At 42.5% G+C, this 26,817-nt stretch carries 28 protein-coding genes; 6 read left to right on the top strand and 22 right to left on the bottom strand.

The window, feature by feature from the left end; translation table 11 throughout:
* Positions 1–130: 130 nt before the first annotated feature.
* The 3 genes from H6G40_RS10505 to H6G40_RS10495 all read right to left on the bottom strand — a co-directional run bounded on the left by H6G40_RS10505 (position 131) and on the right by H6G40_RS10495 (position 1,646).
* Positions 131–745 (bottom strand): Uma2 family endonuclease, encoded by a 615-nt coding sequence (locus H6G40_RS10505; protein ID WP_002753162.1) that lies wholly within the window; start codon positions 743–745, stop codon positions 131–133.
* Complete coding sequence (locus tag H6G40_RS10500; protein WP_002753163.1) at positions 726–965, bottom strand: hypothetical protein; 240 nt, start codon at positions 963–965, stop codon at positions 726–728. Before H6G40_RS10500 ends, H6G40_RS10505 begins: the two co-directional genes overlap by 20 nt.
* Positions 966–1,148: 183 nt before the next feature.
* A complete protein-coding gene (locus H6G40_RS10495; RefSeq protein ID WP_069475473.1) occupies positions 1,149–1,646 on the bottom strand; it encodes a hypothetical protein in 498 nt (165 codons plus the stop codon).
* Between the two features lie 201 nt (positions 1,647–1,847).
* Between H6G40_RS10495 and H6G40_RS10490 the strand changes: the two genes are divergently transcribed.
* On the top strand, positions 1,848–2,852 hold the full coding sequence (locus tag H6G40_RS10490) for a helix-turn-helix domain-containing protein (RefSeq protein ID WP_069475472.1): 1,005 nt from the start codon (positions 1,848–1,850) through the stop codon (positions 2,850–2,852).
* 395 nt (positions 2,853–3,247) lie between these two features.
* On the opposite strand, the gene H6G40_RS10485 is transcribed toward H6G40_RS10490, so the two are convergent.
* Positions 3,248–3,901 carry a HupE/UreJ family protein gene (locus H6G40_RS10485; protein ID WP_002738140.1) on the bottom strand — a complete coding sequence of 218 codons (654 nt, stop codon included), beginning with the start codon at positions 3,899–3,901 and terminating at the stop codon, positions 3,248–3,250.
* 14 nt (positions 3,902–3,915) lie between these two features.
* Positions 3,916–4,842 (bottom strand): class I SAM-dependent methyltransferase, encoded by a 927-nt coding sequence (locus H6G40_RS10480; protein WP_002736498.1) that lies wholly within the window; start codon positions 4,840–4,842, stop codon positions 3,916–3,918.
* A 357-nt stretch (positions 4,843–5,199) separates the two neighbouring features.
* On the opposite strand from H6G40_RS10480, the gene H6G40_RS10475 reads away from it, so the two are divergent.
* The gene (locus H6G40_RS10475; protein WP_002753167.1) at positions 5,200–6,396 is read left to right on the top strand and encodes a homocysteine biosynthesis protein; all 1,197 of its coding nucleotides are present in this window, start codon (positions 5,200–5,202) and stop codon (positions 6,394–6,396) included.
* Here the strand turns inward: H6G40_RS10475 and H6G40_RS10470 are convergent.
* The 3 genes from H6G40_RS10470 to lipB all read right to left on the bottom strand — a co-directional run bounded on the left by H6G40_RS10470 (position 6,385) and on the right by lipB (position 8,615).
* On the bottom strand, positions 6,385–6,615 hold the full coding sequence (locus H6G40_RS10470; RefSeq protein WP_002737992.1) for a hypothetical protein: 231 nt from the start codon (positions 6,613–6,615) through the stop codon (positions 6,385–6,387). The genes H6G40_RS10475 and H6G40_RS10470 overlap by 12 nt on opposite strands.
* Positions 6,616–6,682: 67 nt before the next feature.
* Complete coding sequence (locus H6G40_RS10465) at positions 6,683–7,945, bottom strand: pentapeptide repeat-containing protein (protein ID WP_190537637.1); 1,263 nt, start codon at positions 7,943–7,945, stop codon at positions 6,683–6,685.
* Position 7,946: 1 nt separating this feature from the next.
* Positions 7,947–8,615, bottom strand: coding sequence for a lipoyl(octanoyl) transferase LipB (gene lipB / locus H6G40_RS10460; RefSeq protein WP_190537647.1), 669 nt, complete (start codon positions 8,613–8,615; stop codon positions 7,947–7,949).
* 473 nt (positions 8,616–9,088) lie between these two features.
* Here lipB and hpf point away from each other — a divergent pair, with 473 nt between their 5' ends.
* Positions 9,089–9,688, top strand: coding sequence for a ribosome hibernation-promoting factor, HPF/YfiA family (gene hpf, locus H6G40_RS10455; RefSeq protein WP_002735641.1), 600 nt, complete (start codon positions 9,089–9,091; stop codon positions 9,686–9,688).
* A gap of 58 nt (positions 9,689–9,746) precedes the next feature.
* Here the strand turns inward: hpf and H6G40_RS10450 are convergent, their stop codons facing one another.
* Positions 9,747–10,157, bottom strand: coding sequence for an Hsp20/alpha crystallin family protein (locus tag H6G40_RS10450; RefSeq protein WP_002735678.1), 411 nt, complete (start codon positions 10,155–10,157; stop codon positions 9,747–9,749).
* A gap of 249 nt (positions 10,158–10,406) precedes the next feature.
* Positions 10,407–11,048: an L-threonylcarbamoyladenylate synthase gene (locus H6G40_RS10445; protein ID WP_002735809.1), complete on the bottom strand. Its 642-nt coding sequence runs from the start codon at positions 11,046–11,048 to the stop codon at positions 10,407–10,409.
* Between H6G40_RS10445 and larC the strand changes: the two genes are divergently transcribed.
* Complete coding sequence (gene larC / locus H6G40_RS10440) at positions 11,025–12,281, top strand: nickel pincer cofactor biosynthesis protein LarC (RefSeq protein WP_081330915.1); 1,257 nt, start codon at positions 11,025–11,027, stop codon at positions 12,279–12,281. The genes H6G40_RS10445 and larC overlap by 24 nt on opposite strands.
* 34 nt (positions 12,282–12,315) lie before the next feature.
* On the opposite strand, the gene H6G40_RS10435 is transcribed toward larC, so the two are convergent.
* From H6G40_RS10435 to rpsD, 3 genes are all read right to left on the bottom strand, one after another.
* A complete protein-coding gene (locus H6G40_RS10435) occupies positions 12,316–12,768 on the bottom strand; it encodes a DUF29 domain-containing protein (RefSeq protein ID WP_002735906.1) in 453 nt (150 codons plus the stop codon).
* Between the two features lie 315 nt (positions 12,769–13,083).
* Positions 13,084–13,860, bottom strand: coding sequence for a class I SAM-dependent methyltransferase (locus H6G40_RS10430; RefSeq protein WP_002736571.1), 777 nt, complete (start codon positions 13,858–13,860; stop codon positions 13,084–13,086).
* Between the two features lie 1,107 nt (positions 13,861–14,967).
* Entirely contained in the window at positions 14,968–15,576 is a 609-nt protein-coding gene (gene rpsD, locus H6G40_RS10425; RefSeq protein ID WP_002737433.1) for a 30S ribosomal protein S4, read from the bottom strand.
* A gap of 347 nt (positions 15,577–15,923) precedes the next feature.
* On the opposite strand from rpsD, the gene H6G40_RS10420 reads away from it, so the two are divergent.
* A complete protein-coding gene (locus tag H6G40_RS10420; protein ID WP_002736902.1) occupies positions 15,924–16,424 on the top strand; it encodes a bifunctional nuclease family protein in 501 nt (166 codons plus the stop codon).
* A gap of 245 nt (positions 16,425–16,669) precedes the next feature.
* On the opposite strand, the gene H6G40_RS10415 is transcribed toward H6G40_RS10420, so the two are convergent.
* The 3 genes from H6G40_RS10415 to H6G40_RS10405 all read right to left on the bottom strand — a co-directional run bounded on the left by H6G40_RS10415 (position 16,670) and on the right by H6G40_RS10405 (position 20,166).
* Complete coding sequence (locus tag H6G40_RS10415) at positions 16,670–16,930, bottom strand: type II toxin-antitoxin system RelE family toxin (RefSeq protein ID WP_002737784.1); 261 nt, start codon at positions 16,928–16,930, stop codon at positions 16,670–16,672.
* A gap of 169 nt (positions 16,931–17,099) precedes the next feature.
* Positions 17,100–18,314 carry an ABC transporter permease gene (locus tag H6G40_RS10410; RefSeq protein ID WP_069475468.1) on the bottom strand — a complete coding sequence of 405 codons (1,215 nt, stop codon included), beginning with the start codon at positions 18,312–18,314 and terminating at the stop codon, positions 17,100–17,102.
* A gap of 277 nt (positions 18,315–18,591) precedes the next feature.
* Complete coding sequence (locus H6G40_RS10405) at positions 18,592–20,166, bottom strand: glucose-6-phosphate isomerase (RefSeq protein ID WP_069475467.1); 1,575 nt, start codon at positions 20,164–20,166, stop codon at positions 18,592–18,594.
* A gap of 199 nt (positions 20,167–20,365) precedes the next feature.
* Between H6G40_RS10405 and dusB the strand changes: the two genes are divergently transcribed.
* Positions 20,366–21,373 (top strand): tRNA dihydrouridine synthase DusB, encoded by a 1,008-nt coding sequence (gene dusB / locus H6G40_RS10400; RefSeq protein WP_069475484.1) that lies wholly within the window; start codon positions 20,366–20,368, stop codon positions 21,371–21,373.
* Positions 21,374–21,782: 409 nt separating this feature from the next.
* On the opposite strand, the gene H6G40_RS10395 is transcribed toward dusB, so the two are convergent.
* The 6 genes from H6G40_RS10395 to H6G40_RS10375 all read right to left on the bottom strand — a co-directional run bounded on the left by H6G40_RS10395 (position 21,783) and on the right by H6G40_RS10375 (position 26,750).
* Positions 21,783–22,205, bottom strand: a complete 423-nt coding sequence (locus H6G40_RS10395; RefSeq protein ID WP_069475466.1) for a type II toxin-antitoxin system VapC family toxin — start codon at positions 22,203–22,205, stop codon at positions 21,783–21,785.
* On the bottom strand, positions 22,205–23,869 hold the full coding sequence (locus H6G40_RS10390) for a restriction endonuclease subunit S (protein WP_256094088.1): 1,665 nt from the start codon (positions 23,867–23,869) through the stop codon (positions 22,205–22,207). Before H6G40_RS10390 ends, H6G40_RS10395 begins: the two co-directional genes overlap by 1 nt.
* Positions 23,839–25,821: a type I restriction-modification system subunit M gene (locus H6G40_RS10385; RefSeq protein WP_190537635.1), complete on the bottom strand. Its 1,983-nt coding sequence runs from the start codon at positions 25,819–25,821 to the stop codon at positions 23,839–23,841. The genes H6G40_RS10390 and H6G40_RS10385 overlap by 31 nt, the downstream gene beginning before the upstream one ends.
* 232 nt (positions 25,822–26,053) lie before the next feature.
* Positions 26,054–26,329, bottom strand: a complete 276-nt coding sequence (locus H6G40_RS23255; protein WP_002752377.1) for a ParE family toxin-like protein — start codon at positions 26,327–26,329, stop codon at positions 26,054–26,056.
* Positions 26,326–26,553, bottom strand: coding sequence for a hypothetical protein (locus H6G40_RS10380; protein ID WP_002735837.1), 228 nt, complete (start codon positions 26,551–26,553; stop codon positions 26,326–26,328). Before H6G40_RS10380 ends, H6G40_RS23255 begins: the two co-directional genes overlap by 4 nt.
* 53 nt (positions 26,554–26,606) lie before the next feature.
* Positions 26,607–26,750 (bottom strand): hypothetical protein, encoded by a 144-nt coding sequence (locus H6G40_RS10375; RefSeq protein ID WP_228051454.1) that lies wholly within the window; start codon positions 26,748–26,750, stop codon positions 26,607–26,609.
* Between the last annotated feature and the right edge of the window lie 67 nt (positions 26,751–26,817).

Below are 26,817 nucleotides of genomic sequence, written 5' to 3'. Positions count from 1 at the left end.
AATTGAGATTAATGGCTTAAAACTCAAGCAGATGGAGCAAATAAAGGCAATAATTGCGGATTTTAATCGGCAAAATCAACCCCTCAAACTGAAGAAAAAAGCGAAAAGAGTAAGGTGGACGATGCACACCCTACAGACTTAAGAAAATCTGATTGACAGTGAGATTTAATTCCGTGAAAGTCTGAGAAATTAGGCGATCACTATCTCGAAATTGCCGAATTTGATATTCTTCCTCAACTAAGCGACAAACAGAGATGGTCGGTTGTTTAGAAGTGCCAAGAAAATTACGCCCACCCAAGGCTGCATAATCGACAATCCAATATTCAGGAATACCCATTTCTTCATAATCAGCAAATTTTAAGTAGTAATCATCACGCCAGTTAGTCGATACCACTTCAATTATCAGAGGGATAGATGCACCCTCACTAAGGATTGATTCTTTTTTCCATAATTTTTCCTGAGCGAGCTTGGTTCGATTTAGCACTAATACATCAGGAAAATAACCAGAGTTTTTACCAGCAGGTCTGACAATCGCTTGGTTAGGAATTAAATAAGGAAGACCCAGTCTATCAATTATTCCACTGAGTTTAACAGTTAAAAATCCTTTGATTTCCTCGTGTTCTCCTGCGGGTTGTGCCATTTCAATAATATTTCCCTTGTGTAGCTCATAACGTACTCCAGAATTTTCAGGCAGCCAAGGGACGAATTCCTCGAAATTAACAGTTTTAGGTAGGGTTTGGCTCATAGCTGGCAAAATAGCTTTCTCTCTCTACTAACTTCCTTGGCTCTATTTTACCTTGAATGTAAAATAGGCATTGCCCACCCGACAAACTCTCTACACAATCTGCGATCGCACTATCGCTGCCAAAAACGATGAGGACGAAACCAAAAATATAATTGGTGACGACGGCGAGGTTCATAAAAGGAGTCAGTTGCCAGTTAGTTTTTAGATCTCCATTTGGCAATATTACACCCTCATAAAATTCTTTACCACCGGAGCCGCCTAGTAAGTTTATGATCGGGTCTCCTTGATTAACGCTGAATGTTACAGCCCCTCCTGATGATGAAGACGATGTCGGTGGCTTAGATGTGTAGTTATAGCGCTTTTCACGTTACTGAGGTATCGACAAGTTTTGCCAACAAAGGGTTTAAGCCTCTTGCCCATGGCTCATTCTGATGAAAAATGCTATGATTGCTTTGAGCGCATAGAGACAAGTGCTAATATTAGGAACAACAGCTTCGGAAATTTCCGATCCTCCTGGATAATAAATATAGCTATCGGAAATTTCCAATCCCTCTGGATAATTTGTCGGGGGAACGGCGAACGTAGTGATTTCCCTGGCAAGGGCTTCGGAAATTTCCGATCCTCCTGGATAATAAATATAGCTATCGGAAATTTCCAATCCCTCTGGATAATTTGTCGGGGGAACGGCGAACGTAGGGATTTCCCTGGCAAGGGCTTCGGAAATTTCTGATTCTCCTGGATAATAGATATAGCTATCGGAAATTTCCAATCCCCCTGGATAATAGGTATAGCTAAATGTGTTATATTTTGGGTCATCAGAAAATGCCGGGGGACGTAATTGAAGAATTTCTGCACCCAATACCCTAGAGCAATCTTTAAATGGCATATATTGTTTAACCATCGACATTTACTTGGTAATTAATAACGGGAAAAAGTGAGAGATTTAAACGGAACTACACTGATGGACAAAATTAACAAATCAACTCTGCTGTAACTCATACTACTCAGTCCTCTATGCTAAGATGATCCAAAAAACGCAGGTCTTTAAATTGATGGGCAAAAAAAGTTTAATTTTACTCAATAACCAAGGAGTTATACATAGATGTTTATTTTTGACAGTAAAACCGATATTTTAATTGATTCTCAGGAATTAACCTTTAAAAGTGAATATTTTTGTGACTTTTCTCGCTATTTTCAGAATCGAGAATTTGTCAACGGAGATGCTTTACAACTCAGTGGTGATCATTTTGAAGGGTATCTTTCAAGGATCATCATCGATGAAGTGATGTTAGAATTATCGCAACGTAATTGTTTAATAAATGTTGTGGGAGTAGTCCATTCTAAAATGTGGGTTTTTGCGATTCCTATTCAGGTGAATTCTGTCTTCTTCCAAAATTTGTACTCAGTAGAAAATAACTATCTTGGGATTGTCCCCCCTAAATCAGAAATTTCCATTTTTCAACATCCCTTTTCCAATCGTTTTCAGCTTTACGTTCATGATAATTATCTGCAACAATTGTGCCAAAATTTAGAGCTACCAGAAGCGAAAAAGTTTTTAAATTCTTCCGCTTCTTCTGTTGTGATTTGCCCATCGGAAAAAATTCGTCATCTCCAACAATCTTGTCATCAACTTTATCGAATGCTATTTAATTTAGATTGTCAACAAATATCTGGGCAAAGAAAAGCACTAAGATTAAATTTTGTCAGGCAAAAATTAAAAGAAGAAATTGTCAAAGATTTTCTTTTGACTTTAGCAGTAACCAAAGATATTAAAACCCCTAAAAACGCTATCAGACGCACCTCTATTCTCAAAAAAGCAGAAGAAATGATGAGAAAAAATCTGCGTTCTGATCTGACTATTCCAGCGATTTGTCAAGAATTAAAAGTAAGTCAACGCACCTTAGAATATATATTTAAAGACTTCTATCAAATGTCTCCTTACAATTATTTTAAGTTGCTTCGTCTTAATGCTTTACATCAATCTCTTAACCAAAATAATCAGACAAAATTAACTTATGAAATTGCCGAAGAATTAGGTTTTTTTCATCGAGGATATCTGGCCTCTGATTATAAAAAACTGTTTGGTTACTTCCCCTCTGAAACCTAAAAAAATAGTAGGGGTAGGAATTAGGATTATTTTTGCTTTGAGAACTCAATTCCTAACTCCTCTTCCAATTCAGTGCCTCTCCCGTACTTGTTTGGTAGGGGCGTATATTGTACGCCCTTTCTTCGATCTCATAACCTCAAGAGAGCCATTAATAATTAGCCCCATCGAGATTAATTTACTTAGGGCTTGCTGAATAAATCTAAAAACCTTGTTGGATAAGGCTTTTAGACTTTTTTGACCTCAAAAAGTGCCGACCATTGGAGGGATCGGGGGTAAAATTCAGGTACTTTTTCACTGAAAATTAGGTAACTGACTACCTCAAAATCGGTAAAACCCTACACCCCACACCCCACACCCCACACCCTGCCCCCACCAACAAACTTTTTCAGCAGACCCTACTTAATTCCCACTAAAAAAGTTGTACCGATCGCCATAATTGCCAATCCGATTAACTTACTAATTAGAGTCGCTTGCTTGGCTAATTTTTCCTTGATGACACTGCCAAGGACAAAAGCCCCAGATGCGATCGCTAATTGGATGACGGTAAAACCGATTAAATAGGCAACTAAAGTGGCAACTCGCGCCCCGATAATTGATTCTCCGTAGGCATAACCGTGGAAAATTCCCGCGATCATTGCCAAAGTTGCCAGAGCGATCGTATAGAGATTAGAATGATTTTGTAACCCTTTTTTCAGGGTTAAAATTAGTCCAAAAATCACCACAGAAAGGGCAACAATCCCTTCAGGAAAAAGTAAATTTATTCCCTGTAAATGAATCCCCGTCCCGATTAAAGTAGCAATCGCAAAAGCGATCGGAATTAATAAACCCTGTTCCATCCCCACAGCAATTAAACCACTAGCCACCACAAAAGCTAAATGATCTAAACCGATAACTGGGTGAGCTAAACCCGATAAAAATCCATTCCAAAAATTATCGGGAGTTTGCCCTGCCATGGCATGATGGGCGAGGGTTTTGCTGGCAAAAATTAACAGAAAGAGAGGGACAATAGTTAATATCTTTGTCCAGCTTTGACGAAAAATTATCTTCATTGATTACCTCAAAATTATGATTCGGAAACCCGCGCAACAATCGCCCGATGTCGGGGACTGGTGGGGGTAATGATCGGTGCTTGAAACCCCGCTTCAACTAATGCCTGTTCGATATCGAGAGTAAAATATTGATCGAGATAGGGTTCGGTACTCTTGAGTAAGGTGAGGACATAAGGGGGCATTTTTCGATAAATTTCCGAGCGCGGATTCATATCCATCAGCGTCAAATAACCCCCCGATCGCAATAAACGACGCGCTTCGGCGAAAATTTCTCTAGTAGCCTGTTGGGGTAGTTCGTGAAACATTAAAAACGAAGATACCAGATCGTAGGACTGACTGGGTAATTGAGTTTTTTCCGCAGCCGCGTGTTGCCATTGAATCGTCTTTTGTTTTTGTTGAGCCTGGTATTGAGCAACTGCTAAATAGTAGGGAGAGAGATCCAACCCAGTTACCCGCGCTTGCGGATAAGTATCTTGCAGCGCAAAGCTACTCATGCCGACACTACAGCCTAAATCGACAATATCGTTAATTTTTGCCTTGATTTGCTCCTTTAATATCCGGTGATATTCCCGTCGCAATCGCGGGTCGCCGTCCATCCCCGCCCCGGGCCAGATGGTAGAATGGACAGCATAGGCGGCAGATTCTACCTCAAAAGCTGGCAACCAGTCTAAATTGCCCTTTTCGTAAGCGTGGAAAGAACAAACGTAGTATTCGGGATAGACGAGATCGGGATTTTCTACCGCTTGCAGTTCCTGACTCCAATCCCGTTGCTGCCATTGTTTGACGGTTTCTCGCCAAGGTACGCCTAGTTTTTCGGCTCTTTTAATCATCATATTGCGGGCCTGATAGCGAGCGATGTCAAAAAGCGGTTTTATGCCGAGAATACGGTTAACTAGACCAGAAACAGGATTAAAGGAGGCCGGAACGGGTGTAACTGTCATAGAAAAGCTTCGATCGTAAATTTTCCCTTTCTCATCTTATAACAGTGATCAGTGATCAGTAATCAGTAATCAGTGAAAAAACAGCACTGTCACCGCCATTTAATACTGCTCAGTTAATACCACTCACTGAAAACTCACATCTAATAACTGTTGACTGATAACAGCAAAAAGCTCCCTAACCCCCATCTTGCCAATTTTTAAGTAGGTAGGTGTTGAAAACTTTCAGATGCCCCCCTTAATAAGGGGGGATTAAGGGGGGATCGGCACCCCCCTTATTAAGGGGGGATTAAGGGGGGATCGGCACCCCCTTATTAAGGGGGAATACATCTTCAATTTAATTATAACCAGCTACTTATTATGAGAACAATCGCTGAAATCAACGACAAGATCGCTAAAAAAACTGCTGTAGTCTGGACAGTAGAGGAATTAAAAAGCCGCGTGAGCGAGATGGGAATTAAGGAGGTTTTTTCCCAAGTAGATGTGGTTTGTACGGGAACTTTTGAACCGATGGAATCTTCGGGGGCAATTATTAATTTAGGTCAGACGGATCCGCCGATAAAAATTCGTCAATGTTGGTTAGATGGGATTCCTGCTTATGCTGGTTTTGGAGCGGTGGATTTATATTTAGGAGCCAGTGCTATTAGTGATCTAGCGGCCAAAAATGAGAATTTAGAGGGAGAAAATCCCGAAAGGGGCGGCGGACATATTATTGAGGATTTAATCGCTGGAAAATCGATTCAATTGCGCGCTGTCGGCCAGGCCACTGATTGTTATCCTCGCACTTCTTTTGAAACGATTATTTCTAAGGAGACTATCAATCAATTTTATCTTTTTAATCCTCGCAATCTCTACCAGAATTTTATCGTCGGAGTCAATGGAGGAGAGCGGACTTTATATACTTATTTAGGACCACTACAGCCACGATTAGGTAATGCAGTGTATTCTAACCCCGGGGCAATTTCTCCCCTGTTAAATGACCCAGATTTAGAGGCTATCGGCATCGGTACGCGCATTTTTTTGGGAGGAGGAATCGGTTATATTGCCTGGGAAGGAACCCAACATTTTCCCCTGCAAAAACGCCTACAAAATCGAACTCCTATTGGTCCCGCTTCCACCTTAGCCTTAATTGGGGATGCTAAACAAATGAATGCTCGCTGGGTGCGGGGTTGTTATTTCAAAAATTATGGGGCTTCTTTAATGTTAGGGGTAGCAGTACCGATTCCGATTTTAAGCGAGGAAATCGTTCGACATTGTGCCGTAAAAGATGAGGAAATTGTCGCTCCAGTGGTGGATTTTTCGATTCCCCGGCGAGTCCGTCCTACCTTTGGTTTAATCACCTACGCTAAACTAAAAAGCGGTCGGATTATGATCGAGGGAAAAAGTGTGAGGGTGGCTCCTTTGGCCAGTATTTCCCTGTCCCGGGAAGCCGCTTTAGAATTAAAAGCACTGATCGAATCGGGAGAATTTACCCTCACGGAACCCGTGGCAAAAATTAATCTAGAGCGGACTTTTATCCCCCAGGATCGTTGGGGCGGAAAATTATCAATTGAGTGAGGAGTTAAGGGATTGCGTGCAGGCGGCACAACTACAATTAAGATGACGTAAAATCGGATTTTCTTCCCCGGTTGTCTTGGCGATAATCATGTCACCTAAGTTCTCGGTATTGAAACTAGGATGAAAGGACTCTGGGGCAGCTTGTACGGAGTTAGTGGTAACTAATAGGGTTAATAAACTAGCGGAAGCAGTGGCAAGAATAACGACTTTTTGATTCATAAGTTTGCGGGAATTATTAGCAATGAATACCACTGATTATAACACTGCCCCCTGCCGATCGCCTCCGTTAACGGCCCAAAAGATTGGCAATATCAGCACATCCCCCCGGAATGGTTGCGCGGGACTTTTCCCCACACCAACGACAACAATAGTGACGTTGTTCCTCGCTCATGTTTTTCACCCCGGTAAAATTGACATTTTCTACCACTGCTCCCGTGTGTTCTCCACTGTCATAATTGGGGGGAACGGTACGACTGCGGGGGGTAGCATTTTCTAGGGAACCATAAAATAAACGCATCCCTTTGATATCTGCCCCTCTTAAATTAGCTTCGTAGAGAATTGTCCGCGATACATTTGCTTTCACCAAATCGCTATAACTTAAATCGGCCCGCACCATATTCGCTTCGCTTAAATCGGTCCAGCGCAGATCCTGCCCAGAAATGTCGGCCCCCGCTAACATTACCCCCAATTGTACTACTCTTGTACCGAACTCTCGATCCTCCGCATAACCCCCTTCCCCGTCTAGAATCGGTCGGCCTAGATAACGATCGCGTTTAATCGGTGATAATAGCCGCGATTGACTCAAAAAACGCAGTATTTTCGCTTTCCCAGAGGCATCGACACTGCTGAGGATAGAAGCGGTGCGACCTTCTGCGATCGCTCTTTCCTGGGGCCAATCTTCTAAAAATCCCTCCTCATCCAAGGCTAGATCGGAAATGCCCTGAAAATAGGAATCGATCGTCTGTTGTTGGGTAATGCGATTTTGTTGTATGGTTAAATCCTTAGAAATAACGTACTGTTCCCAAGCCACATAGACCGCTAACACGGCGATCATAATCTGTCCCAAGGCCCCCACCCACTCGGCCCAGGAACCGAACTCATCGTATTTAAAACTCTCCAACCATCGCAATATGCGATCATAAACCCCTAAATATTTCCCTAATCCGGCCAGAGCAGCTATAAAAACGATAAAAGCGAAAACCGTCTGACGTTCAGAGGGGGTGAGATAATGGGCGATCCACTGGCGAATAGAGGGCAAAATCACCTGTAAAGATATTAATATCGCTACTATCGCCCCAGAAAAGCCTAACCAGTCCCAGCTAAAGACGAGGCCGATAGTCATCACCATCAGGGGGGCCAACAGTAACCCCGCGTTACCCGGCCGAAGATCTTTTAATAGTAGGATGCGCTGACGCAGAGGATTACGGGAAGATAAAGAGGAGACGTATTCGGAGGCATCGGGGGCTGATAAACTGGTTTTACCGTTATTTTCGGGGTTATCGGCCCTATTTTCTGCGGCGAGTTTTTCTGGGTCTTTGCGATCGCTCATATTAATCCTTGTCAAGAGAAAATAATTCCACACCGAAAACTGAGGCGAAAACTCTCGATAAATCTTGCTGTACTTGCATAAGACTAATATTAGGCAGAAACTGCTGCAAACTGCCCACGGGTTTATTAGCAATCCCACAGGGAATAATTTCGGCAAAACCGCTTAAATCCGGACAAACATTAATGGCAAAACCATGATAGGTAATCCAACGACTAACTTTAATACCGATCGCCGCTATTTTATACCCTTCTACCCATACCCCCGTCAGTCCCGCGATTCTTTCCCCCGACAATCCATAAATAGCGATAGTTTGCAGGATGACTTCTTCTAATTGTCGCAAATACCAGTGTAAATCCTGCTGATAATAGCGCAAATTGAGGATCGGATAGCCCACTAACTGCCCCGGACAGTGATGGGTGACTTCTCCTCCTCGCTCGATTCGGTACACTTCTTTATCGGTTTTGTCAAGATTAAATTTAATAAACTTAATATCTGAACCAGTACCGAGGGTGTAAACGGGGGGATGTTCCAGTAGTAGCAGCACATCGGGTAAGTCAGGATCGGCAATTCTCGCCCCCACCAGCGATCGCTGTTGCGCCCAGGCCAGAGAATAGGGGGTAATTGCCTGAATTTTCAGCCCACAGAGACGAGGTATTTTTTGAGCATTCATTGCGAGATGTGTCAAAATATTTAAGAAATGTAAAGGAGCGCAAAGGAAGATTAAAAGAAGAGAAGATATAGATGTTGGGGAGAATACTAAGTGCTAATCTAAGGATATCCCATCTATTCGGATGTTAACCGTCCCACAGGAGAAACAATCACCGGATTCTCTTGCTGGCGGCGAAAATCGGTTTCTTTAAATAAAAGTTAACAGAACTTCGCACTTCTGTTAAGAAAAGGTTGAGAGAAACTTGTTAGAATAGAGGTAAATAAATCTAGTTGCAAATAGGCGCTCGACCCGATGAATTTTCCGCGCGATCCGACAAAAAAAAGAGAACGAAAACACCGACAATATCTAGACTGTGACCTCTGACAACAGCGCGATCGAGCGGATTTTTGAGGATTAAATTCCTAGCATCAACATCCCTTAAAAATAGTTGATGTGGACGGTCTATAGCAAAATTTTTAGATGGAGTAGTGAGTATGAAGCTATTGATTCAGGGCAATAATATCGCTGTCACCGAAGCTATTCATGATTATGTCGAACAAAAGCTGGAGAAAGCGGTGAAACATTTTAACGGCATAACCACAAAAGTTGATGTTCACCTCTCCGTGGAAAAGAATGCACGCATTCCCGATCGCCACAAAGCGGAAGTAACGGTTTATGCTAATGGAACAGTGATTCGCGCTCAAGAAGGAAGCGAAAATTTGTACGCAAGTATTGATTTAGTTTCTGATAAAATCGCTCGTCAACTCCGCAAGTATAAAGAGAGACTGGTGGATCATCGCACCAACGCCACCGTTAAAACTAGCGAGGTGGTGCAAGAGAAACCCTTAGATGATAACCTAATTGGCGATCGCACTCCCGAATTACCTGCGGAAGTAGTGCGGATGAAATACTTTGCTATGCCACCGATGACTATTGAGGAAGCACTAACACAATTGCAATTAGTCGATCACGATTTCTTTATGTTCTGCAACAAAGACACTAACGAAATCAACGTTATCTATCAACGCAATCACGGCGGTTTTGGTGTTATTCAACCCCGTCCCGTTAACGTAAATGGCAAAGAATCCAATTAACAGTTAGCGACCACAAATAAAACTAAAGACTGGAGAAATTCTCCAGTCTTTTTTTCATCTAACCAAGATTAACTTTCACCACTTTATTTTTTTCTGCCACCGCTTTCGGGAGGGTGAGATAAAGAATACCGTCTTGATAGTTAGCGGTAACTTGGCTATTTTGCACCTCCACTGGTAGGGTAATCAAGCGACTAAATTTACCATAATAAAATTCGCTGTTTTCCACCTCGGCAGGGCGTTGACGTTGCCCATTAATAGCCACCATTTGTTTGCTAACCTCCACATCGATATCTTTAATATCCACACCGGGTAATTCGATTTTTAATTCTACGGAATCCTCATTAACAGAGATTTCCACCGGGGGACGAGATACCGATGAAGTTGTCGGTAATACTTCTTGAAAAAGTTGATCGATTTGACGTTGAACAGAATTAATTTCTAGGAAGGGAGAATAAAGAGTGAAAGCCATAGTAATAATTTCCTTGAGAGGTTTTCTCTGACTGCGATTACCTCCATAATAAGCAACTAACTTGGCTTACACAAGGCGGTTTTCAGGAAATAAAAAGTCGCAATAACCGATACAGTTATCAGTTATCAGTTATCAGTTATCAGTTATCAGTGGCAAGTGCGAAGTTGTGGGGTGTGGGGTGTGGGGTGTGGGGTGTGGGGTGTGGGGTGTGGGGAGCAAAAAACCGACGGCTGACGGCTAAAATCACTGTTATAACCATTGTTGTAATTCCGGCCAACCCAAACCCTGACGCACGATATCCGGTTGATCGCTGGTAAAATCAACAATTGTTGACACTTCCGAACCGGGAGCCGAACCATCTTCGATAATTAAATCAACTATATGATCGAGGGCATCGAATAACCTAGGGGTTTCTAATCCCTTGGTGGGAAAATCCCCCTCCTGATCGGGAAGATGGGCAGAACTAGAGATAATAGGATTTTCTAGGGTTTCGAGAATAGTGCGACAGATAACATGATCGGGAACCCGGATACCAGTGGTTTTCCGCTTCGGATTCATCACCACTTTCGGCACTAATTTAGTCGCCGGTAAGAGAAAAGTGTAGGGACCGGGTATAACTCGTCGCATAATCTTATAGGCATAATCGCTGACCACTGCGTACTCGGAAATATTCGACAAAGAAGAACAGAGAAACGTCAAGGGTTTATCATTAGATAGTTGCTTGATTTGGCGAACTCGTTCGACGGCGGATTTCACATTGAGATCGCAACCGATCGCATAGACGGTGTCGGTAGGATAAAGCATAATTGCCCCATTTTTCAGGGCATGACAGATTTCTTGGATAGAACGTTGTTGGGGATTTTCCGGATGGAGAGAGTAAATAGTAGCCATGATAGCAAAATCGTCGCCTATTGGGATTGTCCCACGGGAATTGCCGGGGATATGTGTTTAGGGGCGTTAGTAGATTTAGGAGTCCCCTTAGAATACCTGATTGCACAACTAAAAACTTTAGGAATTGAGGATGAATATCAGTTAAGAGCCGAAAAAGTGCATCGTCGCGGTCAAATTGCCACTAAGATTCACGTCGATGTCACTGCCGAGAAGTCTGCTGATCATCACCACCATCACCATCATACCCCCGCTCGCCATTTACTGGAGATTGAAAATTTAATTAAACAGGCAAATTTACCCCAGAAAGTCCAAGAATGGAGTTTAGCGGTTTTTCAACAACTTGCGATCGCAGAAGGGGCTGTTCACGGGATCGCACCGGAAAAAGTGCATTTTCACGAAGTCGGGGCAACCGATGCCATTATCGATATCGTCGGGACTTGTTTGGGTTTGGATTGGCTATCGGTGAGTGAATTATACTGTTCTTCTCTACCCACCGGCGGCGGTACAGTTCAGGCCGCCCATGGTCGTTTACCGGTTCCTGTGCCAGCAGTAGTACAATTGTTCAGTCAGGGACAAGTACCAATTTATAGTAATGGCATCGAAGCGGAGTTAGTAACACCCACGGGGGCAGCTATTGTGACAACTTTAGCTAAAAGTTTCGGTAAACCGCCGCAAATGCAGTTAGAAAAGGTCGGTTTAGGAGCAGGGACAAAAGATTTACCGATTCCCAATCTTGTCCGGCTTTGGTTAGGGAAAAAAGAATCAGAAAAGCTAGATGAAAGCGAAACCGTGGCAGTTTTAGAAACTCAAATTGATGACTTAAATCCGCAAGCGATCGCCTACTTAAGTGAGTCTTTATTACAAGTGGGTGCCTTGGATGTATTTAGTCAAGCAATTACTATGAAAAAATCCCGTTTGGGAATACTTTTGACAGTAATTTGTGGCTTGGATAAAATTGCTATTTGTGAAAATATGATCTTTCAGGAAACCACAACTTTAGGCATTAGAAGGACAATTCAAGAGCGATCAATCTTAAAAAGAGAGATACAATCGATCGATACTGTCTATGGTCAAATTCGGCTAAAAGTTGCCTATAAAGAGTCAATTAATCAACCGATTACCGTACAACCAGAATACGAAGATTGTGCCGCAATTGCCCGTCAGCATCATCTACCTTGGCGATTTGTTCATCAAATGGCCTTGGCTATTTGGCAAGAAAAAAATCAGTCTTGACAGCAGGGCAATTTTATCATAAAACTGCTATTGTTCAAAAGCTATTTTCAGGAAGATAATCCCACTTTAAAACCTGTTCTTGGCTAAAAGGACAATCAACTGGAAAAGTTTCTTTTGGTAAATTAGTTTCATTTACCGTCCCTCGCACTGCTTTTTGATAACATTCTGCGAAAATATCGGCTAAATAGGGTTTTAAGCTAGGACTATCCCTGAAAATAAGCTCTAATTGTTCTCTTTGCTCATCAATGGTATTTATCCAGCTATTAGTCCGTTTTTCTGGTTGATATTGCCATTTAAGTAAGTGCATCAAGAGAACTTTTAAACGGACGAATACCTCCCGTCTATTATTACGTCCCATATCGGATATTTCTTCGATTAAGTTATCTAAATCGAGTGCCTCTAAATTGCCCTTTTTTAAGTGATTTACGGTTTGCTCAAGCCACAAATTAAAATCAGTTTCATAAAGCTGAGATAATTTAGTTTTCATAATGAGAACGTTTCTTCTATTCTATCTTTACGTTGTGCCTATCTTAATGGTGTCTTGTCTAGATGATATTTTTACAAATATGAGATGCACCCACCCGTTTTCTAGATATAGCAAGGTTTTGAATATTCTAAAGGAATTAGGTTGTGTAGGTTTTCTCTAGACTATTATTGCGCTCAAACCAATCTTAGGAGACGATGCTAAACTGGTTTCAATGTAGACGGTTTCACTGACAAAAGGTTCTAAAATTTATTGGTTCCTTATTTTACATCCTTCAGTCCTTTTGACAGTTTCCCTAGCCATAGGCCTACATTGGTTTCATTCCCTAGTAACCGCAACTATAAACAATGAGGTGGCTAGGGATGCAGGGAGGAAATTAAAGGGAAACTTTCTTATTTCCAGTATCTTGAAATTTTGACGAATGGTTTGAGTTAACCATCTATGGTCAAACCCTTTATGGTCTGCAACACCTTCACCTCTTCCGTGAACAGGCAGTTTATCCAACTGGTATAGTCCCGCCCAAAAAGTTTCTTCCAGGGTATATCCCCTAGCGAATCCATTTCTAGCATATCCAGTTATAAACGAACCAATATTTTTAATCCAAATAATAGGTCCTATTTCGACAGGGACGGAGGCAATCAGGAGTTGAGGTTTTACAGTATCTGCTAAAAACTCTATCAGTCTGACTAGATCTCGCTCCGGTAGGTGTTCAAATGTTTCCAGAGCAGTGACAATATCAGGCTCAGGTATACGACTGTAAACTTCCCTGTCTAAGGCAGAACCCAAAATATTATGAAAATTGTTTTTTTCACCATATCTTTCGCAGGCAGTTTCATGCCACTCTTTAAACAATTCTATCCCCCAGTAATCGATATTAAATTTTTCATCCAATGTTGAAAAAGTTCGACCAAAGCCACTGCCTATGTCTAGGATTTTTATAATCTTTCCTTGTCTTGAAGTATTCACTTGAAAGTTGTTTATTGTCTGTACAAGATTTTTATACCTCAAAGAATGTAGGTATCGGTTAATTAAGTTAAAATCTTGGTTTTTTTCGTATTGGGATTCTGGTTTTTTATTTTCAGTCTGGAGTTTCATAATATCCTCTCAAAGACATATGGGCTGATTTACTTGGTTAAATTACAAAACTAATCAGGTAGGCTAATTCAAGTTTGAAGTGCACAGCTGACTGGTTGAAGACTACCTACTAGGGGTGGGGATAGTCAGGAACTTTTCCCAGTCGATGGTTGATTAACTCCGTCAATCGGTACATCTCAGCGTGCTTGCGGCTTTCGTAAGGTTGGGCTGAACGACAGCGCAACGTGACTCTCAGTGGAGACCCAAAAAAACGATATATACTACCTTGCTCACACATTGTATTCTAAGATACAATTTAATAAATCTTTACATTTATCTCCCTGGCCGGGGAGACACGGGGATGGTGACTGAGCAAGAAACAAAGTTTGTAACGCTATTCGCCATTTAGGAGCAAGCAAGATGAAATTTAAGCTATTTTCCCAAGTGTTTTTAACAGAAGATATTCCCGAATATGGTTTAAAAAAAGGGGCTATTCGGTTTGTGTTATGCAATGGACGGGGGTTATAAGGGATGGAACCCCTATATAGAAAGGCATTTAGCGATTTTTGTCAATTATTTTCTATCTAGAGTGAACTAATCAATTAAATCCCTTGCCAGATAAGGATTTAGTCGATTTATGCCCCCCTATCGAACCATACCAAGTAACGAAGAGCCAAAAAAGGAAGTATTGGCACAATTGTTGAATATTATCAGAAGCCCGAAGGTGAGGAAGATGGATACAGTTTAGAAGGCTTGATTTTCCAAGATACAGCAGAGGTAGCAGAATCACAAATTGAATTATTGGTTACACCTGCACTAAGTTATCAGTCTGGTTAATTTTTTCGAAAGAGAGATTTATTGGCTCTTCTCGACTTTGTGTGATAAGTTCAACTTATATAGTAGTGATCGATCTTTGTGTCCTTTGTGTCTCTGTGGTTCGTTCCACTTAGTCGCCTGCAAGACTGTATCTTAGAATACATTTTACTCACCAAACCTGGGAGAGCCATTTATATTTCCCTAATTTTGTTTCTAGCATCGTAATTTTTGCTATCTGTCAACCTAAATTTAACCAATAAAATAAGGACGCTGCCAATTGCGTCCTCAAGGTATCTGGAAAAGGCTTTTTTCCTAGACTTTCCGAGAGTAGTATTCCACTACTAACAGTTCATTAATCGAGAGGGCAATCCATTCTCTTTCCACAACGCCATTCACTTTGCCCACGAGGGTGTTTTTGTCAAATTCCAAATGACTCGGCAGATTGGCTAAACCGGGGTATTCCATATTTCTTTTGACTAGATCCTGGGAACGCTCTTGATTTCTGACTCCAATCACATCACCCGGACGGCACTGATAACTAGCAATATCCACAACTCTACCGTTAACGGTGACGTGACCGTGATTGACTAATTGTCGCGCCCCCGGAATTGTCCCGGCCATACCGAGACGGAAAACGGTATTATCCAGACGCATTTCTAAGAGTTGCAGCAGCACTTGACCAGTGGAACCGGTAGCCCGGCGAGCTTTGCGGACATAGCGAACTAATTGTTTTTCGCTGACACCGTAGTTAAAACGCAGTTTTTGTTTTTCTTCTAGACGAATGGCATATTCTGAACGTTTTTTGCGGGCCTGGCCATGTTGCCCGGGTGCATAGGCACGACGGGCATTTTTACGGGTTAGGCCCGGTAATTCCCCTAAACGACGCACAACGCGCAAGCGCGGTCCTCTATAACGAGACATACAAACAGTCTGCTCCTATTTAAATTTATCCCAAAACTATCATCATAGCACAAATTAAGTAATTTAGTTGGGGTGTGGGGTGTGGGGTGTGGGGAGAATAAATAGAAATAGTCTCGGAGTCTCCTGTCTCGGAGTCTCCTGTCTCGGAGTCTCCTGTCTCGGAGTCTCCTGACTCCTGACTCCTGAATACTGACTCCTGACGGCAGCTGATGTATTTTTTTCATTAAAGATGAGGCTAATCTCCGCCATCTTAGGGCATACTGTGAGTGTAACGAAGCACTATATTATTCAGGTTGCTTTCCCACTCCTTCCCTAGCTGAATCTCTATCTTGGAGAAGCCATTAGTCATGATCGAAATGAAAGTCGCTGGAATTGCCCTAGACGCTATCACTCGCAGTCCCATTGTACTGCTGAAGGATGGTTCCGAGCGTCGCGCCCTACCTATCTACATCGGACAAGATCAGGCTAAGGCCATTATCACCGTCCTCGAACAACAAAGACCCCCTCGTCCTCTTACCCACGATTTGATCGCTAATATTTTTAAAGCTTGGGACATGGATTTAGAAAAGATTATCATCCATTCTCTCCAAGATAATACTTTTTATGCTGTTCTCTGTCTCCAGCGCGGCGAAGTCAAAAAAGAAATCGATTGTCGTCCCAGTGATGCGATCGCTATTGCCCTGCGTACCAACAGTCCCATCTGGGTAATGGAAGAAGTGATCGCTTCTGCTTCTATTCCTGTTGATCGTGATGCGGATGAAGAGGAACGTCAAGCTTTTCGCAATTTCGTCTCCAATCTTAGCCCCTCAGATCTGATCCAACGTCGCGGTGATTTTAGTGATCAGTGATCTTGAAGCGGTCAGCCGTCGGCTAGATAAAAATGATAGTAACAGGGAAATTACGGCGGATTCAGGCTTAGTCTGGTAGATATTCTAAGTGGGAAGGCTTATCTAATCAGGAGTTGTCTGTGCCAGATGGATAAGCTGTACTGAATTTAAACTGCGTATTGAAATTTTTAGTACAAATGCTCAAACTGCCTCTCCCTGCTCCGCAGCTCTGGCGCTCCCTTGCAGTCTTAACGAGTATAGTCATTTCAAATAAGTGTGATACAGTCTAGACCGACAAAATCCTTAAAAACTCTGGGATTGATATTCTCAATTTTAATTGAAATGACTATAACTCTATAGTCATCGACTCGAAGCTTGAAAAGACCAGTCAAATTAGCACTGAAAGCTTGAGGACTAAAATTGGCAAAATTGTCCGACAACAGGCGAACTTTACCGAAAATTTGCTCTTGAATAATTGCAGGGAGTGCTGCTAAACCAGCGATTGCTTCGGCTGTAAATTCTACCAAGTAGGCTATTACCAATTTAAGCCTAGTTTTTTAGCTACTTCCTCGGCTGAAATCTCCCTTTCTCCCTTTTCAGTCTGTCTTAGAGAGTCAAGAAATTGCTGCTTAATTTCAAGTTTCACTTTTTTGTCTTGGTCAGACTCGAGTAGGATAGATTGGATAGTTTCAGCAACTATAATCTTCTCAAAGCAACGATTGGATCTAATTTAGCGGCACGATGAGCGGGAACAACACCGAAAATCAGACCGATGGCACTGGAAACTCCTAAAGCGAGAATTATGGCGGGGATTGAGACACTGGTGGTTAAAGCGGCAAAAATTCCCGCTAGATACATTCCTTGAATGCCGACAAAAATGCCGATAATTCCGCCAGTGGTGGCTAAAATCACCGATTCAATGAGGAATTGACCTTTTATATCCCCTTCTTTCGCTCCTAAAGCCTTTCTTAACCCGATTTCTTGGGTTCTCTCCGTGACTGACACGAGCATAATATTCATGACACCGATTCCCCCGACAAAAAGGGAAATACTAGCGATCGAGGCTAACATTCTAGTTAAACTATCGTTAGTTTCTTGGGCCATTTCTAGGATTGCGGTTTGGGGGAAAATCTGCACATAATTCTCGTCGCTGACCTGATGACGCATTTGCAGCAGGTTGCTAATCTGAAACTGGGCGGCTTTAATTTGGCTGGAGTTTTTGGCCAAGACAGAAATATGAGTTAGGGGAATGCCAAAGATAGAGCTGCGGCCTTGAACCCGATTAGACATGGTAGTTAGGGGAATTAAGGCTCGATCGTCCTGATTAGCCTCAAATAAGGAGCCTTTCGCCTGTAAAACTCCAATGACTTGAAAACTAAGATTGCCGATGCGAAGATTTTCGCCCACGGGATTGCGATTACCAAAGAAATTTTTAGCTAATTCCGATCCCAAGACAATCACGCGATTATCCCGTTTCAGGTCAGATTCCATAATAAATCTACCTTTAGATAGTTGACGGTTACGCACATTTAGGTAATCGGCTCCCACCCCGACTAGGGGGCTATTACTGGTTCTATTACCGAAGGATAAGATTGTTTTCCCGCTGAATTCGGGAGAAATGGCGGCAATGGCGGGAACTTGAGATGCGATCGCTTGAGCATCTTCGTAGGTGAGCGGCCGGGGATTAGGAATTGTCCGCCGGACATTGCGCGAGGAGGTGGAAACAAATAAAACATTCGGACCGAGGGCTTCAAACTGCTCTAGGGCGACTTTTTGCGCTCCTTCACCCACTCCCACTAGGGCAATGACGGAGGCGTTACCGATAGCAATTCCCAGCATAGTTAGACCACTACGCAGTTTATTGGCCATCAAAGCGGAAAAAGCCATTTTCAGGTTTTCGAGCATTTCCATCGTTAGTTATATTCAGTAATCAGTAAACAGTAAACAGTAAACAGTAAACAGGGATAAAGATGAAGATATAGCGTTTTTCAGTCTGCTGAGGTACAAAAGTTATGGGTTTTAGGCAAAAGGCAAGAGGCAAAAGGGAAGAAAAACAAGTGTACCTCACTAGCTTAGGAAACGCTATAAATAAATAACTAATTAACTAATTCACTTACATCTGATAACTAAATAACTAATTAACTTAAAACTTACATCTGATAACTGATAACTGATAACTGATAACTGATTAGCGTGCAGAGATTTGGATCGTTTCTGGTTTACTTAAATCGCCGGTAATAGTTAAACTGCGCCGATTAGCGTTGAGATGACGGACAATTTTATAGATAGCTTCAACTTGGTCACTAGCCCCGATTTTGGCCGCTAGAGTGGCTAGGTCAAGAGAAGTTCCCGTTTCCCGAACAACTTGCACGATTTTTCTTTGTAAATCCAGAATAGAAGCGGCGGCTTTTTTCCCTGCTTCTACCCCGGGTTGATGGTAGGCGTTAATGTTAACTAAACTAGCATAGAAACTAACGGCCCGTTCGTAGAGGGCGATTAAGGCCCCTACCTGACGGGGAGTAACCTCTGGGATCGTGATAGTGATAGAGTGACGACTATTTTCGTATAAAGCTTGTCGAGTACCTTGCAGTAATCCTGAGAGGAAATCGCCAGCAGTGGAGCCGGTTTCCACTTCGATGGAATCTCCTTGTCGGTCTTTTAACACTTCAATAAAAGTGGCGAAGAAATTGGGAATCCCTTCGCGTAATTGTTGGACGTAGGCGTGTTGGTCCGTGGAACCTTTGTTACCATAGACGGCGATACCCTGGTAAACCGTCTTGCCATCGAGGTCTTTTTCTTTACCGAGGGACTCCATGACCAATTGTTGCAGATAGCGGCTAAAGAGATAGAGACTGTCTTTGTAGGGCAGAATCACCATATCTTTCTCTCCCTTGCCATTGCCCTCATGATACCAAGCTAGAGCCAGTAGGGCGCTAGGATTTTTTTTCAGGTTATGGACGCGGGTGGCGATGTCCATTTCTTTGGCCCCGGCTAACATTTCATTAATGTCGATACCCTGCAAAGCGGCCGGGAGAAGACCGACGGCGGATAGTTCTGATGTACGACCACCGACCCAATCCTGCATGGGGAAACGAGTTAGCCAATCTTGGGCGTGTTTGTCCAGTTGGCTACCAGGCATAGTGACGGCGACTGCGTGTTGGGGAAAGTCTAAATCTTGTTTTTCGTAAGCGTTGCGGACTTCTAACATTCCGTTTCTCGCTTCGGGAGTGCCGCCGGATTTACTGGTGACGATAACCAGGGTGGTAGCTAGGGGTAAATGGGCTAAGGTGCGATCGATGCCTTTGGGGTCGGTATTATCAATAAAAGCAATCTCTAAGGCGGGAAAATCGGGTGCTAGAGCCTCGGCGACGAATTGGGGACCCAAAGCAGACCCCCCGATGCCTACACAGAGAACATGGGTGAATTTTGACCGATTGGGCGGCTTAATTGCTCCAGAGTGAATTTTCTTGACAAATTCTTTGATCTGTGCTAGGGGTTCGGTGATTTCGTCCCGCAATTCCTGGTTAGGAGCGAGTTCAGGAGCGCGCAGCCAGTAGTGGCCAACCATACGCTGTTCGTCGGGATTGGCGATCGCACCCTGTTCTAAGGCTGCCATGTCTTGGAAAGCACGCTCAAATTTTGCTTCTAGACCTTTGAGAAAAGCCTCATCGAAGGGAATCCGACTGACATCGAGATAAAGTTCTAGGTTAGGGTGATAGTATAACCAATCTTGGTAACGTTGCCAGAGTTGCAGATTATCCATAAAAAAAAGCGAAATTTTTGTTTAATTACTCGTTTAGGAGAGATAGGATTCTATCCTCTCCAATCATCATACAGGTAGTTTTAGACTAGAAGTTGACGGTTAAGCATATATTAGGGGTTGGCAAAATGCTAACAGTGACGGAACTATCCCCTAATTGTTCGGTTTGCTGGTGTTGGCTGTTGATTTTTTAACTGGTTCTATGGCTATCTACTCATCCCCTCTCAAAATCGGTAACTTAGAAGTGCATAGCCGCGTCTTGCAATCACCTTTATCCGGTGTCACCGATTTAGTTTTTCGGCGCTTGGTGAGACGTTTTGCTCCTGATTCGATGCTCTATACGGAGATGGTTAACGCGACAGAAATCTCCCAGCTGCAAGAGTTACCGCAATTAATGGTTATCGGGGACAAAGAACAACCAATTAGTATGCAGTTATTTGATTGCCGTCCCGATTTTATGGCTGTGGCGGCGAAAAAAGCGGTTAAAGAAGGAGCGATGACCATCGATATTAATATGGGTTGTCCTGTTAATAAAATTACTAAAAAAGGCGGTGGTTCTTCCCTTTTACGACAGCCAGAAATTGCCGAGCAAATTGTTAGGGAAGTGGTGGGAGCGGTATCGGTGCCAGTAACGGTGAAAACTCGCTTGGGATGGAACGCTCAGGAGATTAATATTATCGATTTTGCCCGTCGTTTGGAAGATGCGGGAGCGCAAATGTTGACCCTGCACGCACGCACTAGGGAACAGGGTTATCACGGGCCGGCCGATTGGCAATGGATTAAACGGGTGAAGGAGGTTTTATCGATTCCTGTCATCGCTAATGGTGATATTGTTTCTGTGGAAACGGCGATTAATTGTTTGGAATTTACTGGGGCCGATGGGGTGATGTGTTCGCGGGGAACCCTCGGTTATCCCTATTTAGTGGGGGAAATTGATTATTACCTCAAAACAGGCAAAAAGTTGCCGAAACCCACCTCTATTGACCTGTTAAGCCTAGCTAAAGAGCATTTACAGGGGCTATGGCTATACAAGGGACAACGCGGTATCTGGCAAGCGCGGAAACATCTGGCTTGGTATTGTCAGGATTTTACCGGTGCGGCGGTTTGGCGCGATCGGTTTTCGCGCATCGAATCCTTGGGGGAGGGCTGTGATTTAATTGATGGAGCTATTGCCCAATTAAACCTTGAAAACGAGAATATTTACAGATAACGGTGCTACAAGCTGTAGGTTTTTACGAACCTTTTGCTGGTTCGTCAGCATCATCGACAAGGTACATTTACTACCTAAGCCTGCTCACGGGTTTCAGCTTCATGGCGCAATTTGCTTGACTGCTCCTAACTATCGATAATATCAGGTCGGGAGCCAATAAACCCAACGCTTTCCCAATAAGCAACTAGCTCCAGCCCTGTTTTAGGAGGATTTTGTAGATAACTCATTCTCTAGCTCTGAAGGTAGATCTAGGCTGATGTTCACGGTATTTCTTTAACGTTCCATGACCTGTCTTTGATTATATCCGATATATTCAGTTAAACGAAGGCTGCATCTCATTTTTCTAAATCTACTAAGTTGGGATTTTTAAGGCGAAACTCTCTGCTAAAATCGGGCGTTACTTCCGAACTCATACCCGACAATTCCGCATCAGAGCGGTGAATCCTGCTTGGGCAAAATGTTTGTCATAAGCGAGTGCTTCTCTGATTCCATTTTCTTCCATTATTTTGAAAGATACGCAATCTGTATGACTCCATGCTTTGTCTTTACGCTGTTGATATAGTCTTAATCCTTGTTCAAATTGCTCACTGGTTTGGGGAACAATACTAACATTGGGGTTAGAACGCAAATTTTGAGTTAGCTCTATGGCTAAGTCACGGAAATACTCACCACGTTTAGAAAAGTCGTTTAAGACTTCGATGAGGACGGCTTCACTGGTAACGATGTAGACGGGATGCAATGTTTTTGATAGCTGAACAGCTTTTTTGTGCAAATTATCACTAGGGTTAAGTAGGGCAACCCAATAACCTGTATCGGCGAAAACGACTCTCACTAACTATCCTGTTGCTGTTGATAATGGTCAAAGTTTTGGGCTAAGTCTTTTGGTAGTTTTGCCCATTCTTCATTGGGGATTTTGGCAGAAAGTCGGGCGGCTAATTCCCAGATTGGTTCTGCATTATAGTCAAATTTAATATTTGCGAAAGAGAAGCTTTCGATAGGTGTTTGATTATTCATAGGTGTATTTGATTTAGAAGAAATCAGTTTTTCTAATTTCGAGATCGCTTCTTGTTCACTGCGCCAAGCTTGATCGCGTAGTTGGTTAGCTTTGAGAACTAGATCGCCAATTTCATTTCTAATAGCTGGTTCAGGTAATGGAATATGGACAGAAGAAAACATTTCTTTATCAACTTCAAGAATTACCGAACCATAGGAACATCGAGTCATGAGACAGTAGCCATAATCTGAGGCTAACCAAGCATAAAGATAACCTGCATTAATATCATCAGATGCTAGAATCCGAGTTGCATCTTCACTAGCTGTCCATGCTGCCATGTATTTAGGAATAATCTGTACTTTCCCAATCGTGCCAGAACGAGTAACAGCGATCATGTTTTCTTCTAGTTGAATTTCAGGTAAATCTTTGGTATGTGCGCCCTTGGCAAGTCGTTTAACATCGATTGGATCGACTTGAAAAAGTTGCTTACTACTAAGCATAGGAATACCACCTTTGTCAACATAGGTGCGTTCTCTAAACTTTGTAATTGCTCTAACTTCTTTAGTAATTCGCTGATCGCCAATTTTAGTAATTTCAACAGGTAACTGAGCTAGTTGTTTTTCAGCAGCGATCGCTTCGGGATCGTGAAAACTTGCTTCTAATCGTCCCATGAGTTGAGAAGCTTTGATCGTAGTCGTAAAAGACGCACTACCACGCAGAGCAATATCTTTGAGATAGGGTAGGTTTAAACGTTCATGGAGAAGGCGATCGGCTTCATCTAACAAATGATTTGCTTCATCACGCAATTCTCCTGCTTTGCACATCAAGCGACCAATTTCAATCCGGCGAATCGGCGGCAAATCGGGAATTAAAACTTTTCCAAGATGTTCTGGTTTTATATAACTAACAACTGAACCACAAGATGTTTGAGTTAACTGAGGGCGACCATAGCGACTACGCAAAAACACAGCTATATAACCTGCTGTATCAGGATCATTAGCTCTGAGGCGAATAGCATTTTCTGAGAGGGCTTTACCTGCAAATATTTCAGTGGCTAGACTGATATTACCTACAGTTCCATAAGAAGAAATTAGTATGTCCCACTTTTGGATTATTAATTTATCTAAGCCTTTAGTCTGCTTACAACTTAAATAATTTTCTACTCTAGGGCGTAAACTAATAATCTCTGAGCCAGAAAGAAATGGAAAACCGTGTTCAGCATCTACATAAATTCGCTTGAAACGAAAGCCATCAAGAGCTTCCTGACAAAGACCTTCCTTGCCATAAAGCGGAATAAGAGGTAAATCACTATTTGTCAAAGCTGTAACTGCATTATGAGCCTCAATGCTAAAAGCAGAAGCCTCTAGACGCACACCAGCAGCCAGGACTTCACTGAGTTTGATCGTCGTCGATAGTTTCTCCGACTCATCATCAGGTATCTCTGGCGTGTAATCAGATTTAAAAGCGTAAGTTACCATCCTAGTACCACCTTTTTCTTCCACTCAATAAACTCATTAGCTACCAAATCCGTATCATCATCCTCAACTTTCTGACGAGGTAGCGGTCTAGCCACACCTTCACCCGTGGCCGTTCGCTCGATCAAAGGGATTGACTCTGGATTAGTTGGAACCAGTATCTCTTCCCCTTCCTCATTGCGTCTGTAGGTGATGTTACCCCGTTTATCATGTCCGATCGCCTTCACCTGTGCCATAAAGATTTCATAATCAGACATTGTTCCTTGAACGATTTCCTTTTCAGTCTTTTTCTGAAGAATCAAAACCGAAGTTTGCGTCCCATTGTGAGGCTGAAAAGTATCAGGATGTAGGTCAATCGAAGCAACAATTCGGCAATGCTTAATTAACCAATAACGCACATAAAGTAACCCAGGAGCGCCCAAAATTGCATCAGGTAAAACGATTCCCATCCGTCCCCCTGGTTTCAAAAATTGCCAGCATCGTTCAATAAACAAGATCTCAGGTGATGCAGAACCCTGAAGTTGTTCTGTCGGTTCCCAACCAGACTCAGTTTCTTTCCAAACATAGGCAAGCTGATATTGTTTTAAGGTTTCTTCATCCTTAATTGGTAACTTTGAACCAAAGGGGGGATTGGTTGCAATTACATCAAAATGACCTAGATCTTTCTCACTGCGTAAAGTTTTTGGATCGATAGCTAAAGCCGTGGCAAATTGCTTCCGAAAACTATCTTCCCATTGATGAGGATGTAACAGAGAATCTTGTCTAAGAATATTTCCAGAGCCGTCATTGTTCATCACCATATTCATCTTGGTCGCTTTGACTAAATCTGGATTAATATCAATCCCAAAGAAATTAATTTTAGCTGTTTCTTGAATTTTAGAATTGAGTGCATTTCGCATCCAAATATCCGATTGGCTAGTTACTCCTGCTAATTGTTCTAACTTTTTGATTACCTCATTCATTGCAATTACCAAAAAGCCACCCGTGCCACAGGATTGATCGAGAATCTTATCAGTAACTTTCGGCTCCAGCATACGAATAGTCATTTTTTGCACATTTCGAGGTGTGAAAAATTCACCACGATCGCCCCTTAAATTTGCGCCAACCAGTTCTTCATAGGCTTTCCCTTTAACATCAATATTTGTACTCAGAAAGCTATAGCGTTGAAGCTCACCGATAATATAAGCTAAAGAACGAGGTTGAAGTTTAATTTCATCATTAGCATCAAAAATAGCAGGGTATTGCTTTTTAACTGCGCTAAAAATCTTGCTAATGCGATTAAAAACAGTTAACCGACCATCATTACTCTTTTTCTCTTTCGCTGTTGCATAAAATTCTAAAGGATTAGGAAAATTACGCTCATCATGAATCTTGCAAAAAATAACCTTTAAAAGCTCAAAAAAAGCAGGTTGTTTTTGTAGCCCATCCGTTACATAAATATGATCGTGGCAAATCTTAAAAGAAAACAGTAAATTATCACCAACTGCATTCTTTAGTGACTCACGAGTTGGGCGATCAACTTCCTCAACGTTACCATTCTTAGAAGGAATATCATTAGGCTCTTCATACTCAATGCCTTCCTCTGTCCTAATGCGGCGCAAGACGGTCTTTTTCCTACCATTTGTCCACATCCCCCACTCAGAGTTATCACAAGCCGCCATATAAGATCGAAGCTGCTCAACTCCGTCTTTACTGGCTGAGGGTGGTACTGAGTCTTTTTTGCACTCAATAATGATCCAAATATTTTCCTGATTGTGTTGATCCCCCTCACGGAAAATAGCCAGATCCACTCGAACAGTCTTACTACCCTGCTTAATTGGATACTCAACCTCGATCTGTTCTGGCAAATAGCCCAATTCCAGCACCAATCGACGCTCGATGTTCTGGCGAACATATTCTTCGGGCGTATCATTACGGGTTTTCTGGTCTATGAAATCACAGACCTTGCCATCTGGAAGTGTTGGCAAAAGCTTGGACATTGCCCTCCCCCCACAAAGAAAATTTACCTTCCTTAATGTTTTACCGGTAAATGATCTGCTATGACCAACTGCTTATTTTAAATTTACAGGCTGGAAGAACTGATAGCGGGTCAACCGTTGGCCGTCAACCCAGACCAAGTCGATCGGCGATCGCACTGACCCGCTATCATGAACCTTGAATAATATTATTAGTCTAACTCTCGGTCGGGTGCAGTGATTGGTTAGATCGCTCCTAATTCTTACCTATAATCTTGTCATACTCGGAGTGCGACCCAACCCAGAACCAAACTATCTTTTCTTCATCTGACTTCTTAATCCCTAATGCTCGCCATCCAATGCCGACTCTGACTGACCAGATTTTTTCTCTTGGTTTCACCTCTTTGAACTCTAGGCTGGGGTGAAGTGGATTTTCTTTCCAAATCTCGTAATTTTTCTTGGCTGTTTCTTGTACCCTTTGCGGCAAACTGAGAAAAAGTTGACGAAACCTCTTGGTTCTGGCTGACTTCATTCTTCTCCAAAGCCTTTATCTTCTGTTCTCCCCTCTTGTTCTTCTATCAGGGCTTCCTGTGCCATTGTTATTAAAGCTCCCAATTCCAGATCTTCGTTAGAAAGGCTTTGCTGCCATTTTAATTCACTTTCAATGTCTTCCAGCAATTGTTGAGCAAGTTCATCCTGAAGAGACTCTGGCAGTTTCTGGATTTCTGTGAATGCTTTTTGCAACAGAGTAGTCATATTTTGTTAATGTTTTACAGGCATCGGACTATTTTACCACCTCCCGAGTCGAGTCATCCCACCATAACCTCACGGATTACTGCTCCGGGTAGAAGGTCGATAGCATCAGGTTGTAAATAAAGCTCGATCGCCTCCTGTATATTGTTGAGAGCTTCCTCTTGTGTAATAGTTACTAATTCTGTACGCAAATATTGCATCTAGAATTAGCTTTGTACGCTTTGACCCGTACTGGGTTAACTACGAACCTCTCTATCGGATTCCCGC

This window comes from Microcystis viridis FACHB-1342 (assembly GCF_014698335.1).
Lineage (GTDB): Bacteria > Cyanobacteriota > Cyanobacteriia > Cyanobacteriales > Microcystaceae > Microcystis > Microcystis ichthyoblabe_A.
This window is presented reverse-complemented; position numbering and strand designations above follow the sequence as displayed.